This is a genomic window from Shewanella sp. (assembly GCF_047975355.1).
Lineage (GTDB): Bacteria > Pseudomonadota > Gammaproteobacteria > Enterobacterales > Shewanellaceae > Shewanella.
Genome location: NZ_JBKEDJ010000069.1, coordinates 21,651 through 36,359 on the forward strand (window position 1 = coordinate 21,651; position 14,709 = coordinate 36,359).

16 protein-coding genes are annotated in these 14,709 nt (G+C 45.6%); 10 read left to right on the plus strand and 6 right to left on the minus strand.

Annotated elements, in window-relative coordinates:
* Window positions 1-22 precede the first annotated feature (22 nt).
* The 5 genes from odhB (at window position 23) to ACK5NH_RS17040 (ending at window position 4,718) form a co-directional block, all read left to right on the plus strand.
* Entirely contained in the window at window positions 23-1,216 is a 1,194-nt protein-coding gene (gene odhB / locus ACK5NH_RS17020; RefSeq protein ID WP_416921986.1) for a 2-oxoglutarate dehydrogenase complex dihydrolipoyllysine-residue succinyltransferase, read from the plus strand.
* Between the two features lie 133 nt (window positions 1,217-1,349).
* Window positions 1,350-2,516 carry an ADP-forming succinate--CoA ligase subunit beta gene (gene sucC, locus ACK5NH_RS17025; RefSeq protein WP_011622416.1) on the plus strand — a complete coding sequence of 389 codons (1,167 nt, stop codon included), beginning with the start codon at window positions 1,350-1,352 and terminating at the stop codon, window positions 2,514-2,516.
* Window positions 2,516-3,388, plus strand: coding sequence for a succinate--CoA ligase subunit alpha (gene sucD / locus ACK5NH_RS17030; RefSeq protein WP_011622417.1), 873 nt, complete (start codon window positions 2,516-2,518; stop codon window positions 3,386-3,388). The genes sucC and sucD overlap by 1 nt, the downstream gene beginning before the upstream one ends.
* Window positions 3,389-3,767: 379 nt before the next feature.
* The gene (rnk, locus tag ACK5NH_RS17035; RefSeq protein ID WP_086904046.1) at window positions 3,768-4,175 is read left to right on the plus strand and encodes a nucleoside diphosphate kinase regulator; all 408 of its coding nucleotides are present in this window, start codon (window positions 3,768-3,770) and stop codon (window positions 4,173-4,175) included.
* Window positions 4,176-4,220: 45 nt separating this feature from the next.
* Window positions 4,221-4,718, plus strand: a complete 498-nt coding sequence (locus tag ACK5NH_RS17040; RefSeq protein WP_374924711.1) for a GNAT family N-acetyltransferase — start codon at window positions 4,221-4,223, stop codon at window positions 4,716-4,718.
* Between the two features lie 106 nt (window positions 4,719-4,824).
* On the opposite strand, the gene fur is transcribed toward ACK5NH_RS17040, so the two are convergent.
* Window positions 4,825-5,256 carry a ferric iron uptake transcriptional regulator gene (gene fur / locus ACK5NH_RS17045; RefSeq protein WP_011716738.1) on the minus strand — a complete coding sequence of 144 codons (432 nt, stop codon included), beginning with the start codon at window positions 5,254-5,256 and terminating at the stop codon, window positions 4,825-4,827.
* 256 nt (window positions 5,257-5,512) lie between these two features.
* On the opposite strand from fur, the gene cobB reads away from it, so the two are divergent.
* From cobB to corA, 4 genes are all read left to right on the plus strand, one after another.
* Window positions 5,513-6,289, plus strand: a complete 777-nt coding sequence (cobB, locus tag ACK5NH_RS17050; protein WP_416921990.1) for a Sir2 family NAD+-dependent deacetylase — start codon at window positions 5,513-5,515, stop codon at window positions 6,287-6,289.
* 11 nt (window positions 6,290-6,300) lie between these two features.
* Window positions 6,301-6,750 (plus strand): ATP-binding protein, encoded by a 450-nt coding sequence (locus tag ACK5NH_RS17055; protein WP_416921992.1) that lies wholly within the window; start codon window positions 6,301-6,303, stop codon window positions 6,748-6,750.
* A 180-nt stretch (window positions 6,751-6,930) separates the two neighbouring features.
* A complete protein-coding gene (locus ACK5NH_RS17060) occupies window positions 6,931-7,293 on the plus strand; it encodes a hypothetical protein (protein ID WP_416921994.1) in 363 nt (120 codons plus the stop codon).
* Between the two features lie 126 nt (window positions 7,294-7,419).
* Window positions 7,420-8,367, plus strand: coding sequence for a magnesium/cobalt transporter CorA (corA, locus tag ACK5NH_RS17065; protein ID WP_416921997.1), 948 nt, complete (start codon window positions 7,420-7,422; stop codon window positions 8,365-8,367).
* Window positions 8,368-8,451: 84 nt separating this feature from the next.
* On the opposite strand, the gene ACK5NH_RS17070 is transcribed toward corA, so the two are convergent.
* Window positions 8,452-9,714: an HD-GYP domain-containing protein gene (locus ACK5NH_RS17070; protein ID WP_416921999.1), complete on the minus strand. Its 1,263-nt coding sequence runs from the start codon at window positions 9,712-9,714 to the stop codon at window positions 8,452-8,454.
* A gap of 116 nt (window positions 9,715-9,830) precedes the next feature.
* Here ACK5NH_RS17070 and ACK5NH_RS17075 point away from each other — a divergent pair, with 116 nt between their 5' ends.
* Window positions 9,831-10,526: a 2OG-Fe(II) oxygenase gene (locus ACK5NH_RS17075; RefSeq protein WP_416922001.1), complete on the plus strand. Its 696-nt coding sequence runs from the start codon at window positions 9,831-9,833 to the stop codon at window positions 10,524-10,526.
* 21 nt (window positions 10,527-10,547) lie between these two features.
* On the opposite strand, the gene ACK5NH_RS17080 is transcribed toward ACK5NH_RS17075, so the two are convergent.
* From ACK5NH_RS17080 to ACK5NH_RS17095, 4 genes are all read right to left on the minus strand, one after another.
* Complete coding sequence (locus ACK5NH_RS17080) at window positions 10,548-11,897, minus strand: ATP-binding protein (protein WP_416922003.1); 1,350 nt, start codon at window positions 11,895-11,897, stop codon at window positions 10,548-10,550.
* Window positions 11,888-12,562 (minus strand): response regulator, encoded by a 675-nt coding sequence (locus ACK5NH_RS17085; RefSeq protein WP_416922005.1) that lies wholly within the window; start codon window positions 12,560-12,562, stop codon window positions 11,888-11,890. The genes ACK5NH_RS17080 and ACK5NH_RS17085 overlap by 10 nt, the downstream gene beginning before the upstream one ends.
* Before the next feature lie 174 nt (window positions 12,563-12,736).
* On the minus strand, window positions 12,737-13,084 hold the full coding sequence (locus ACK5NH_RS17090) for a hypothetical protein (RefSeq protein ID WP_416922007.1): 348 nt from the start codon (window positions 13,082-13,084) through the stop codon (window positions 12,737-12,739).
* Window positions 13,085-13,244: 160 nt separating this feature from the next.
* On the minus strand, window positions 13,245-14,558 hold the full coding sequence (locus tag ACK5NH_RS17095) for a dicarboxylate/amino acid:cation symporter (protein ID WP_416922024.1): 1,314 nt from the start codon (window positions 14,556-14,558) through the stop codon (window positions 13,245-13,247).
* Window positions 14,559-14,709 lie beyond the last annotated feature (151 nt).

Sequence of the window (14,709 nt, forward strand, 5' to 3'; positions counted from 1 at the left end):
TTATAAAAAAGGATCGTTTTTCATGAGTATCGAAATCAAGGTACCCGTACTGCCAGAATCTGTTGCCGATGCAACTATCGCCACTTGGCACGTAAAAGTGGGTGAGCAAGTTTCTCGTGATCAAAATCTGGTTGATATTGAAACTGACAAAGTTGTACTGGAAGTGGTTGCACCAGAAGATGGTCACATCGGTGAGTTCCTGTTCCATGAAGGTGACACAGTTCTGGGCGAGCAAGTAATTGCTAAATTCATCGCGGGTGCGGTTTCTGGTCAAGAAGTGACTAAAGCGCAGGCCGAAGCTGCCGCGCCTGCCGCCGCAGCGACTGAAGAGTCTAACGATGCATTAAGCCCATCAGTACGTCGTTTACTGGCTGAGCACAACGTAGATGCCAGCAAAGTGAAGGGCACTGGTGTGGGTGGCCGTATCACTAAAGAAGACGTTGAAGCCTTTATTAAGTCTGCACCTAAAGCGGCTGCGGCGCCTGCTGCTCCTGTGGTACAGCCTTTAGCGGCTGGTCGTAGCGAGAAACGTGTTCCAATGACACGTTTACGTAAGACTATCGCTAACCGTTTATTAGAAGCGAAAAACTCTACCGCTATGCTCACCACGTTCAACGAAGTGAACATGAAGCCAATCATGGATATCCGTAAGCAATACCAAGATATTTTTGAAAAGCGCCACGGTATCCGTTTAGGTTTCATGTCTTTTTACGTGAAAGCGGTAACTGAAGCCCTGAAACGCTTCCCAGAAGTGAACGCGTCAATCGACGGTGACGATATTGTTTACCACAACTACTTCGACGTCAGCATCGCTGTATCGACGCCACGTGGTCTGGTCACCCCAGTGCTGCGTGACACCGATACCATGAGCCTAGCTGATATCGAAAAAGCAGTACGCGATCTGGCGATCAAAGGCCGTGATGGCAAGTTGACTGTGGCTGATATGACCGGCGGTAACTTCACTGTGACTAACGGTGGTGTATTCGGCTCGTTAATGTCTACCCCAATTTTAAACCTGCCACAAAGCGCGATTTTAGGCATGCACGCCATTAAAGATCGCCCAATGGCAGTCAATGGTCAGGTTGAAATCCTGCCCATGATGTACCTAGCTCTCTCATATGACCATCGTATTATCGATGGCCGTGAGTCTGTTGGCTTCTTAGTTGCCATTAAAGACTTCTTAGAAGACCCAACTCGTCTGCTGCTGGATCTATAATCTAGCTCGATAGGTGACCGATAAAGTTCGGTCACCGCGAGTCTGGTTTAAGACAATAGCAAGACATACCCTCGTGACTGGCCTTAATAACAGGGCCAGTTGGATTTGATTAGAAGTATACGGATAGATCATCATGAATTTGCATGAGTATCAGGCAAAATCCCTATTTGCCGAATATGGTTTACCAGTGTCAGAAGGTTTTGCATGTGATACAGCCCAAGAAGCTGTAGAAGCGGCAGGCCGTATTGGCGGAAATTTATGGGTTGTTAAGTGTCAAGTACACGCAGGCGGCCGCGGTAAAGCGGGTGGCGTTAAAGTCACTGGCGATAAAGAAGAAATCAGAGCCTTTGCCGAACACTGGTTAGGCAAAAATCTGGTGACTTATCAAACAGATGAGAAAGGTCAGCCGGTTGCTAAAATTTTAGTAGAAAGCTGCACCGACATCGCTAACGAACTGTACTTAGGTGCAGTAGTTGACCGTGCTACCCGTCGCGTGGTGTTCATGGCCTCTACCGAAGGTGGTGTTGAGATTGAGAAAGTGGCCGAAGAAACGCCAGAACTCATTCACAAAGCGATCATCGATCCACTGACTGGTCCTCAACCATACCAAGCACGTGATCTTGGCTTCAAACTGGGCTTAAACCCAACTCAAATGAAGCAATTCACCAAGATCTTCATGGGTCTGGCGACTATGTTCGTTGATCATGATTTCGCACTATTAGAAATCAACCCACTGGTTATCACCACTGAAGGTAACCTGCACTGCTTAGACGGTAAAATTGGTATCGATGGCAACGCACTGTTCCGTCAACCAAAAATCAAAGCAATGCACGATCCATCACAAGACGACGCCCGTGAAGCTCATGCAGCTATGTTCGAACTGAACTATGTTGCGCTGGACGGAAACGTAGGTTGTATGGTGAACGGTGCTGGTCTGGCGATGGGTACTATGGACATCGTTAACCTGCACGGCGGCAAGCCAGCTAACTTCCTCGACGTAGGTGGTGGCGCGACTAAAGAACGTGTTGCTGAAGCATTCAAGATCATTCTGTCTGACAGCAATGTGAAAGCCGTTCTGGTTAACATCTTCGGTGGTATCGTACGTTGTGACATGATCGCAGAAGGTATCATTGGCGCTGTTAAAGAAGTTGGCGTTAAGGTTCCAGTTGTAGTGCGTTTAGAAGGTACTAACGCTGAATTAGGCCGTGAAGTATTAGCTAAATCAGGTCTTGATATCATTGCAGCTAACAGTCTGACTGATGCGGCTGAGCAAGTAGTTAAAGCTGCGGAGGGCAAATAATGTCTGTATTAATTAACAAAGATACCAAGGTAATCTGCCAAGGCTTTACCGGTGGTCAAGGTACTTTCCACTCTCAACAAGCGATCGATTACGGTACGCAAATGGTAGGTGGTGTATCTCCAGGTAAAGGCGGTACTGAGCACTTAGGTCTGCCTGTGTTCAACACTGTGAAAGACGCTGTTGCTGCAACTGGCGCGACTGCTTCTGTTATCTACGTTCCAGCACCATTTTGTAAAGATGCAATCCTCGAAGCAATCGACGGTGGTATCGAGCTGATCGTATGTATCACTGAAGGTATCCCAACACTGGATATGCTGGAAGTGAAAGTGAAGCTAGAAGAAACTGGCGTTCGCATGATCGGTCCTAACTGCCCAGGTGTTATCACTCCAGGTGAATGTAAGATTGGTATTATGCCAGGCCACATCCACTTAAAAGGTAAAGTGGGTATCGTTTCTCGTTCAGGTACGCTGACCTATGAAGCGGTTAAGCAAACTACTGATGAAGGTTTCGGCCAATCTACTTGCGTAGGTATTGGTGGTGACCCAATCCCAGGCACTAACTTCATCGACGTATTGGAAATGTTCCAAAACGATCCACAGACTGAAGCCATCGTGATGATCGGTGAAATTGGTGGTACTGCTGAAGAAGAAGCGGCTGCTTACATCAAAGCTAACGTGACTAAACCTGTTGTTTCTTACATCGCGGGTGTAACTGCACCTGCTGGTAAGCGTATGGGTCATGCTGGTGCGATCATTGCTGGCGGTAAAGGTACTGCTGCTGACAAATTTGCTGCATTAGAAGCAGCGGGCGTGACAACTGTTCGCTCGTTAGCTGATATCGGCAAAGCGCTGCGTGCTAAAACGGGTTGGTAATCTAACCGTTAACACACGAAAAGGCGCCTAAGGCGCCTTTTTTATTGCGCGTCTGTTAGCGAGTGCTGAGCAGTAAAGTGTGAGAGTGGGCAAAGCTAACACTGCGCAGGCTAGCATTTTTATTTACAAAGGGTTAGATTGGGCTTCTCTACCAAACGTCATCACCTGATTGACGTGTGAATGCATTAGTAGAGCCACAACCCTAAGCCCTGCGCTTATGGCACCACGGCTGTTCAGCAATAAATCTTGTACTTAATTACCACGCGATTGCGGCATTAAGCTGCGAGCGTATTTTTATATCGGTTTATCCCATTGGGGGAGGATAGGCCAGCACAGATGTTTAACCCTAAGGGACATCTATTTACACGAGGGAAAGACTGTGAAAACACCAAAGATCATTATTTCAGAAATCGATTTAGAAAGACTCGAGCGTCTGTTGGAGTCATTACCGGCGAACGCCTTCCCGGGGCGCGCGGCATTGGAGGCGGAACTCGACCGAGCCGACATTGTGCCCGCAGCGCAGATGCCCGGTAATGTGGTGACGATGAATTCTGAAGTGAAATTTAGCGTGTCATCCAGTCAGGATACCTTTTGCTTACGGTTAGTCTATCCCAAGGATGCAGCAGGTGAGGGCACCATTTCTATTCTCGCTCCCGTGGGCAGTGCCTTATTGGGTTTATCCCAAGGGGATGAAATCGAATGGCCAGGCCCAGGTGGCTCAATGGTCAAAGTGCGTATCGAAGAAATCGTTTATCAGCCAGAGCGTAGCGGTGACTTTCACCGTTAATCGCGCGGATATTAGTGTGTAGAGGGCAATATGAAGGAAGCAAAAATGATTATACAAACAGAGCGTTTAATACTCAGACCATTTACCGAGCAGGATATCGATGCCCTCTATTTGATGAACAGTAACCCTGCGATGTTGAAATACATTCCAACCGTGCCTTTTACCGATCGTGAGCAGGCACGTGAACTGTTCCATAACGTGATTTCACAGGATTATCTGCAGCGTGGATTTGGTCGCTGGGCGGTGGAGCATAAAGCCGATAATAAAGTGATTGGCTTTTGCGGACCAAAGTTTATTCCTGAATATAACGAAGTCGAAATTGGCTATCGCTATTTCCCCGAGTATTGGGGCAAGGGGATTGGTACCGAAGCTGCTCAAGCGGCAATCAGCGTGTTCCCGCAGTTTGGTATTACGCAAATCATTGCCTTGATCCTAGAGGGTAACATTGGCTCTGAAGGCGTTGCTAAACGCATAGGAATGCATTGGCGTGAACCTAGCGAGTTTATGGGGCATAAAGTGAATGTGTATGCAAAGGTGCTCTAACAGTGCCTGAGCGTCTCTATAAAAAAACCAGCCTTAATGGCTGGTTTTTATGAGTAAAACGATTCTGAACTAACACCGCTGCGTGGCTCAGACCCGCTTAACCTGCTTACTCGTCGTTATGATCGCACTTATCGTTAGTGCAATGACCGTACAAATATAAGCTGTGGTTAGTCAGTTTAATGTTGTACTTGCTGGCGATCTCGTCTTGGCGACGTTCAATCACTTCGTCCGAAAACTCAATCACTTTGCCGCAAGAAAGGCACACTAAGTGATCGTGGTGGTGTTGAGTCGATAACTCGAATACCGCCTTGCCACTTTCGAAGTGGTGGCGAGATACGATACCGGCATCATCAAACTGGTTTAATACACGGTAAACTGTTGCTAGACCAATTTCTTCACCTAAATCGAGCAGTTTCTTATATAAGTCTTCTGCACTGATATGTTGGTTTTCAGGTCCTTGCATCAGTTCTAGGATCTTGACTCGTGGCAGGGTGATTTTCAAACCGGCTTTTTTTAGCGCTTGATTTCCATCTGTCATTGCTAATCTCTTGATTGCAGAACCAATAGGTTCATCCGTGGATAGTGAATGCCATTATAGGGGGTCAAACTAAAAACTTAAACCTTTGTTCTAGCTTTATGGGTCTATATGCAGATAAATTGTGTCACTTAGTGCGAAATTGCAATAAATTGAGGCAATTCAAGCATAGTTTTTGTAAGGTTATACCAAGGAATAATGTTCACGACGCTAAAATTTCGGGACAATAAACAGAATAATTACAATAAAAGGAAGCGGTATGTACCAGCATATTGTGGTGTTAACTGGCGCAGGCATTTCGGCCGAATCGGGATTACGTACCTTTCGCGATCAAGATGGTTTATGGGAGGAGCATCATATTGAAGATGTGGCAACCCCTGAAGGTTATGCCCGCGATACCGAACTGGTTGAACGATTCTATAACAGCCGTTGGGAGCAATTGCACAGCGGCACTGTTATGCCCAATGCTGCGCATCTGGCGTTGGCTAAGCTAGAGGCGGAATTTCCTGGTCAATTATTGGTTGTGACCCAAAATATTGACGACCTACACGAACGAGCCGGTTCTCGGCGCCTATTGCATATGCATGGCGAATTATCCAAAGGTCGTTGCCCCCGCTCTCGCCAAACCTTTTTATTAAGAGAACCCTTCGGTTCCAATAACTGCTGTACTTGCTGTATTCCAGCACAACGATTACGTCCTCATGTGGTCTGGTTTGGTGAGATGCCGCTGGGGATGGACAGGATCCACGATGCACTCGATAACTGCGATTTATTTATTGCGATCGGTACGTCGGGCACTGTGTATCCCGCAGCGGGGTTTGTCGATACGGCGAATCACCATGGCGCGCAAACGGTGGAGGTCAATTTAGTCACGCCCGACAGGCATAGCCAATTCCAATATCATTTAACCGGTAAGGCGGGGGTATTGGTGCCTAAATTAGTGGATACCATACTTGCTAGCCAAGTGATTGGCTCCGATTTAGCCGGATCTGATTTAACCGAATCCGATTCAACTGAGTCCGATTTAAAAGAATGAGCAACGAGCGCATGACGCAAAAACTCGCAATCATCATGCGGGGATTGCCGGGCAGTGGTAAATCCCATTGGGTAGAGCAGTTTGTTGTTAATTTATCGCTTGAAGAGGCACTGCGTGTCCGCCAAGGAGGTATTTTTTCGACCGACAGTTTTTTCTATCAGGGAGAGGAATATCGATTCGATGCGAAAAAGCTCTCCGAATATCATCAACGTAATTTAACCAGTTTTATTCAAGCGTTAAGTCATGCCGAGCCCATTGCGATTTGTGACAACACCAATCTTTGCCGCTGGGAATACATGGCCTATGAGGCCGCCGCCAAAGCGCTTGGTTATCAAGTGCGTATTGTACTGGTGGGAGCGCCTTTAGATAAGGCGCATCAACAACTGTGCGCTGAGCGTAATCGCCATGGCGTGCCTTTAAGCCAAATACAGCGGATGGCAAAGCAGTTTGAAGCATTTTAGCTGTGCCATATTTGCCACGAAGTAAATTGGCGCCTTAAATTGTCATTTTCTGCTGTTAGCCTGAGATTAAATGGTACTGGCTTAAACTCTGATACTGTGTTGCATAAGCTTGATCTTAATGACAGTTTCCTTTCTTTATATCGATTATAATGCGTAAAGTCCTATCCTCTGGAGTGTATTTTGTTAACCAAACTGCTGCTTACCTTAGCCGTTATTATTATGGCGGTTTTGCTGCTGGCTAGTCGTCGGCCCAAGCAGGCACCATCTGAATTGGTGAATATCCCGCCGATGCCGAGTCTTTGGCGTCGCTATGGCATGCGAGGTGCATTTTTACTGCTGGGGCTCAGCCTTTTAAGCTACAGTGTGTGGTACTGGCGCGATCAGCATAAAGTCGTGACAGTGACGATAGTGTCTCCAGCAGGTGTGTTATCCGGTGTGTATAAGGCACGTAAAGGCGATATTTCAGAGGCCAAGATGGTCACGGTTGAGGGAGTACACATTCGCTTTTCTAGTGCGGAGCGACTCGAGATCCTCGAAGACTGAGCCAGATTTATTTTATGAATTTATCGCTCCCGCCTTTTCATTACTAAGTAATGCGTTAAACTAGCGACAATTTTTTAGCCTGCACTTAAGTAGACTTTTTAGCTTAAGTTTTTTTCAGGAGGACACATGATTACTGCCTACGTCTATCAAAACCGTCAGCTGACGGTGACAGAGATTAACACTCAAGACAGTATTCCGGCCTCGACCATTTGGTTGGATCTCTATAAACCTGATGATGCAGAGCGAGAATGGTTAAGTCATTTTTCCGTCGAAGAAGTCCCCGACGAAGAAGATATCAACGAGATTGAGGCCTCGGCGCGTTTTTATCAAAACAGCGACGGCTTACATATCAATTCGTTATTCCCCCAACGTGTAGGGCAAGATGTCCGTGGGGTCAACGTATCCTTTAACCTGCGGACTAATTTCCTTTTGACGATACGTGAAGAGGATGTTGGGCTGATCCGTTTATTACGTAACTATTTACGTTTGGGTCGACTCGAAGTGTCAACGCCGCAGGAATTGTTTCTCGAACTCTTTAATCTTAAAGTAGATTACCTTTCCGACTTGATTGAGGACGTTTATACCGTGCTCGAAAATGTCGGTGAACAGGTCTTCGATAGTGAAGAACTCGACGACGTGTTCAAGCTTATTACCTTGCAGGAAGACTCTAACGGTAAAATTCGGTTAAGTTTGCTCGACACCCAGCGTTCATTGCGTTATATGCAGCGATATTACCGTGGGCAATTGTCCGATGAGCATCTAAAAGACTTACGGGAAATGCTCTCGGATATTGAGTCGTTAATGCCCCACAGTCAGTTTATCTTCGATAAGTTAAACTTCCTGCTCGATGCGGCTATGGGTTTCAGTGGGTTACAACAAAATAAAATTATTAAAATTTTCTCGGTTGCGGCGGTCGTATTTCTGCCACCCACGTTGATTGCCAGCAGTTACGGGATGAACTTCAGTAGTATGCCAGAATTAGAGTGGCAATATGGTTATCCCATGGCGATTTTGATGATGCTGGCGAGTGCTGCGGGCACTTATTTCTTCTTTAAGCGAAAACATTGGCTCTAATCAACAATCACAGATATTGAAATGAGTTACCAAAAAACCGGAGAGACTCCGGTTTTTTATTGGAAGAATAGATAGTATTAGGGATTATTTACGGCTATCGCCACCAAAGTAATAACTCACGCGTTCGCGCGGATTAAGGTACTCGTGCACTTTTTCGGGTAATGCGGCTGGTGGCAGGCAGCGCACTATACTAATCCCTTCGACTTCAAGATCGACAATCGGCGCCTGATCTTTAGGCACGAGTGCATCATAAACAAGGATTTTCGGACAGAGTAGTTTTTGCAGATTGACCGACATCACCATGGCATATTGACCGCTCGACAACTCCACTACACTTCCAGGCGGATAAATGCCCAGCATTTTAATCATCTTGCCAATATATTCCTGGTTTAATTTGGTTTTATATTGCTTGTACAAGTAACCTAAGGCGGCATAGGGCATGCGTGCCTTACCTTGATTATTGGGATAGCAGAGGGAGTCGTACTCGTTCACCACGGCCAATAGCTGGGAGATTTTATCAAGTTCGGCTTCCTTCAATCCCTTAGGATAACCAGTGCCATCGAGATACTCATGATGATTGGTGATAGGAGCCAGCGCAGCCTCTGGGAAGTTTTCCGCCAGTTTCAAAAGTTCAATCCCAAGCAGGGGATGCTGCTTAATAAAATTAAGCTCTGGCGTAGACCAAGGTGTGGTCTTTTTTAAAATTTGGGGAGGAACTTTGAGTTTGCCCACATCATGGAACAGAGCACTTAAGCCAACTAACTCGATTTCACTGCGATCCCATTCCATTTCTTTGGCGATTAGCATAGAGAGAATCGCCACGTTTAATGAATGGTAATAAATACTTTCATCTTGTTTCGCATCACTCATTAAATGCAGCACTAGGTTATCGGAGTTTAGTAGTTGCTCGACAATGGTATGTACTAAATCTTTGGCATCATCAACGGCATTGAGTGGCCGATTACGAAGTTTGGCAATAAGGCTGCGCATCATGGCGACCGAGCGGGTGAAGTTTTGCTCAGTTTTATGAATATCGCGCCGCAGCTTTTTTTGAACTTCGATTTGTTCAGCCTTGTAAACATCCATATCGTTTTTAAGATCATGGAGTTCAGGGCTAGGGGGGAGTTTGATAGGGTTAATGGCTTCAGGATTTAAGGGCGTGGTTTCACTGCGTTCCAAGTCAACAATAACATGCTCAATACCGAGGTTTTTAATAAGTTCAATCTGCGCAGCTTGTTTTATGTGAAAGCTACTAAATAAAAAGGGATGATCTTTCCAGGCTACGGGTAAACGTACAAAATTACCCACCTGTAATTGGTGAACTGAAACTTTACAGCTTTTTTTCATATTCTTGTTATCGTGAAGCCAATGGAGTTATTTTATATCAATGCTGCAGCTTTACAATTACTTAACTAACATGTCAGCATAGTAAGAGAACAAAATAGCCGAAGCACTGAGCCAATATGGATTTTATCGAAGTATACCCTAATGCTATCCCCGATGACCTATGTGATCGTCTCATTCTTGCATTTGAACAACATTCAGGTGTGGTTGATGGCCAGACGGGTAATGGTGTTGACCTCGAAAAGAAGATAAGCCGCGATCTTACCTTAGATAATTTTGCCGATTTACACCCCCTCAGAAATGAACTGTTATCTTATACCTTAAAGGGCGCGACAGATTATTTTGCTAAGTATTCTATGGCGTTAATGGGCGCAGTGGCGGTTTCGGTCAGTGATGAACAAGGTCAAGCTGTGACGTTAACCCCCAATAATTTTGAGCGCCTTGGAAAGCCCAGAGCTGAAGCATTAGTGAAATATCTATACCGCAGTGGCAGCATCAATGTACAGAAATATCTGCAGAATAAGGGCGGATACCCGCACTGGCATTCGGAGCAATTTCCCCAGCTCAGCCACAATGAGGCGTTGCACCGTGTCGTTTTGTATATGTTCTATCTCAATGATGTGGAAGAGGGCGGTGAGACAGAGTTTTATTATCAGCAGCGTAAAATTTCACCTAAGAAAGGCACTATGGTGATTGCGCCCGCAGGTTTTACCCATTCCCATCGCGGCAATATGCCTATCAGTAATGATAAATATATTGCTACTTCATGGGTGATGTTTAACCGCGCGGAGCAGCTATACGCGGTATATGGCTAATGGCTGGTGTATTGAAGGCGGCTAGGCTGGGATAGTAATTCTGAATCGTGCGCCTTCTAAATGGCTTTCCTCAATACTCAGATAGCCGCCATAACTGCTGACAATTTCATCACACACGGCTAGCCCGATTCCTTGTCCTGGGGATTGGGTGTCGGCTCTCACGCCGCGCTGTATAATTTTTTGCCGCAGATTTTCTTCAACCCCAGGTCCATCATCTTCTACGATCAATTCAAAATCACCCTGTTCATTAAAGCAGGCACTGACTTCAACTTGGCTGATGCACAACCTAAAGGCGTTTTCCATTAAGTTGCCACATAGCTCCATCAAGTCACCTTTATTGCCTGGGAACTGGAGGTTTGTTGGTATATTGGCTCTAAATTGCACCTGTTTTTCGCGGTAAATCTTAAATAACATGTGTGTGAGTTGATCGACTAGCGGCGCGATAGCTGTGTGCTCTTGTTTCAAGCCTTGGCGGCCCAGCATGGCACGCTTAAGTTGATATTTCACCAGTTGATCCATTTGGCTTATCTGCTCCATGATTTTTTCATTGGCAGATTGCTTTGTCAGGCCAGTGTCATCGGTAATGGCATGAACGGCGGCAAGGCGCGTTTTTAGGCTGTGGGCCAGATCGTTCATCGCATTTTGATAACGTTGCTGCTGAGCACTTGATTGTTGTAATAATTGGTTAAGGGCTTGAGTGACGCCTTCAAGCTCAATGGGATAACCCTCTGAAAGTGATTTTGTTTTACCTTGGTTAATCGATTGCAGCTCGTTTTGCATCCGCACCAGCGGACGCATTCCCCAGTATGCCGCACTGACCAGCAGTATAAGGGCGAGGGCGAGTACCATGGCTAAACGGATATAGGTGCGCTTACTGAATTTACTGTACTCCTGCTCGAGCTTGGCCGCATCTTTCATAACCAACAGGTTGTAGTGAACACCAGCAATTTCCACCGCAAGTAAATACACAAAGTAACCCCTGTCATCGGCCATCGTCAGATAATAGGGCGGGGAGTCATTACGGATCTCATTAAAACGCTCGCAGGTATCAAACAAACCACGGTCAACGGCGAGGGAAGACGTCCACACCTGTTTAAACTTTTCATCACAACTTGCCATCACATAGCGTTCTTGCTTGTTGTTTTCCTCTAACCAAGCGCTGGTATCGGGGATCAAGTCGTGTTCCCTCAGCTCAGCGGCGACTTGGGGGATCTCGGCGATAAGTTGTGCGGTTTCTTCGTTGTAGCTATTTTGCGCATGCAGAATATTGACCATCCAAGCGAGGCCAAATCCGACTAAGGTGATGATTGATAACGAGGTGAGAAACATCCGCGTCAGCAGACGTTTCTTAAATTTGAGTCTTAGTTGCATGGCAGATTGAATTTATAACCTTGGCCACGAATGGTTGCTATAGGGTTGTCTATGCCATCACGGGTGAGTTTTTTGCGTAATCTGCTTACCATGACTTCAATGGTGTTGGGATCGCCTTCCTTGTCACCATAAATCACGTCTAATAGGCGCTGCTTGGCGACCACTTCGTGACAATGGCGCATCAAATACTCAAGGATCAGATATTCAAAGGCGGTGACTTCCATAATTTCGTTGCCTAATGTCACTTGCTTGGCTGCGAGATCGAGCTTTAACTCACCGCTGGTAATCACGGGTTTGACAAAACCAGCGCTGCGTCTGACTAAGGCATCGAGTCTGGCGACCAGTTCTTCTTTCTGGAAGGGTTTGACTAAGTAATCGTCGGCGCCAGCATTGAGGCCTTCGACTTTATCTTGCCAATTTACCCGAGCGGTGAGAATTAAGATTGGCGCTTTCACGCCTTCTTCACGTACTTGTTGGATTAGGCTGATGCCATCCTGATCCGGCAAACCTAAATCGACAATGGCAACATCGATAGGATAGTTAGTCGCTTGGAAGAAACCTTCCTTGGCGGTGAGAGCGACTTGGACCTGGTTACCCAAATCGCTTAGCTGCACTTTTAGATGGTGGGATAAAATAAGATCATCTTCAACAACCAAAATTCTCATAATACTCATGCCTTAAAGTCGACTGGGCTCAGTGTACGCAAAATAAATGCAGGAGCCAAATATTGTCTTATTTTAGTCAATGGCAACTTAACCTTGGCTGACCAAGTTAAAACAGTGGCGAAAATAAGTACTAATTTATTGTCTTTAAAGCCGTTTAAGGATGACTTTTGATTGTTAAAGCGCTTGCTTGCAATGACGAGCAGTGTTGCGCCATATACCATTAGCACTCCAGGCTGCACCTAGACTAAAGAGCATCACGCCGCCCATGATCATTGCCAGTCTTAGCCAAGGCGCACCGTGTGCGATACGCATTTGCACAGCATCGATTGCGGTTGTTCCCCAAACGGTGATTACGCTGATAAAAAGAATGGCTTGTAGTAGCCGAATCACTAATGGATGTTTTATCAATAGGCCCAGAGGCGCGAATGCAAAAATACCAGTGAAGACAAGCTGGTCATAACGTAAAAAATGTGCACTGAGCAGCCAAAAGGCGACAATTATCCAACTCACTCTCCACCACATAGCTTTCTCCTATCTCTATATTGACGAGGTCTAATGTAGCGGTATTTAAAGGGCTATTCTATTTACTTGTTCACAAAATCAGGATATGGCAATAAAAAAGCCCAACTAAGTTGGGCTTAATAAAGAAGAAACACATGCATCTGCAAGTAGAAAGGACTGATTACTCTACTTTGTGAACTTGTTCATCGAAGCTAGGGGCAACTTTTCCCGCTTGGGTATTGTTGAATACCGCTTCGTTAAATTCGCCTTCAGATTTAGCTATCACCACAGTTGCGACGCAATCACCCGTCACGTTAACGGCGGTGCGCACCATATCTAATAGTCGGTCGACACCAATAATTAATGCAATACCTTCAACAGGTAGACCCACTTGGTTAAGAACCATGGCGAGCATAATTAACCCAACCCCCGGCACGCCAGCTGTACCAATTGAGGCCAAAGTGGCGGTGACAACGACGGCGGCATAATCGGTAATGGTCAACTCAATACCAAAGACTTGGGCGATAAATACGGTTGCCACACCTTGCATTATCGCCGTGCCATCCATGTTAATGGTGGCGCCTAATGGCAGGGTGAAAGAGGCAATTTTGTTATCAACACCGAGTCTGTGCTCTGAGGCTTCAATCGTAATTGGTAAGGTGGCGTTGGAGCTCGCGGTTGAAAATGCAAACAATTGCACATCACGCATTTTACGAATAAATATTAACGGATTGAGGCCTGAAAAAAGTTTTAGAAGTGTAGGGTAAACAATAAACGCATGGACCAGTAATACACCAAGAACCACGAAGAAATATTTAACCACACTCTCAAATGTTCCTAAACCGAGCGTTAATGCAAGTTTTGCCATCAGCGCAAACACCCCATAAGGCGCAAGCTGCATGATCAAAGTAACGACTCGCATAATGACTTCATTTAAATCTTCAAATAAAGCGGCAACACGTTTTCCACGCTCACCAATATGCGCAATAGCAAAGCCAAAAATCACCGCGAAGATAATAATTTGCAGCATATTGCCTTCGCTCATGGCCTGCATCGGATTTGTTGGCACTATATTGATTAGGACACTTGAAAGACTGGGCGCTTCTTTTGCGATGTACTCCATTTTTTCTGAGGCGAGTGAGGCGTTCCCAGGGTGTACAAGGACGGCACTGATAATAGCGAGGACAAGGGCAATCGCGGTTGTGAATAAATAGAAGGCTAATGTTTTGCCGCCTAAACGGCCCAATTTTGAAGGTTCACTCAGTGAGCAAGTTCCACAAACTAATGAAATAAACACCAGCGGAACAACTAACATTTTCAAACTTGAGATAAAAATGGTGCCGATAACATGTAAGAAACCTTCAGTAATATAGTCCTTTACTATATCGCTTTCTGGAAAGGCATTGCGGAGTATGAGACCTAAAGCAATACCTGTTCCCATACCGATCAGAATTTTACTTGTTAGGCCGAGTTTCTTTTGTAATGAGATTGCCATGGGGGATCCTGTGTGTTTTTTATACATTCTAATATTGGCGACGACAAGCCTAGCAAGAAAATGCAGAAGTTTAAATGAGTTCCGATGTTAAACTGCGTGTAAAATATGAGAAATAAAATAATAGAGTATTGGAAAAGTTAGGTGAAAATTG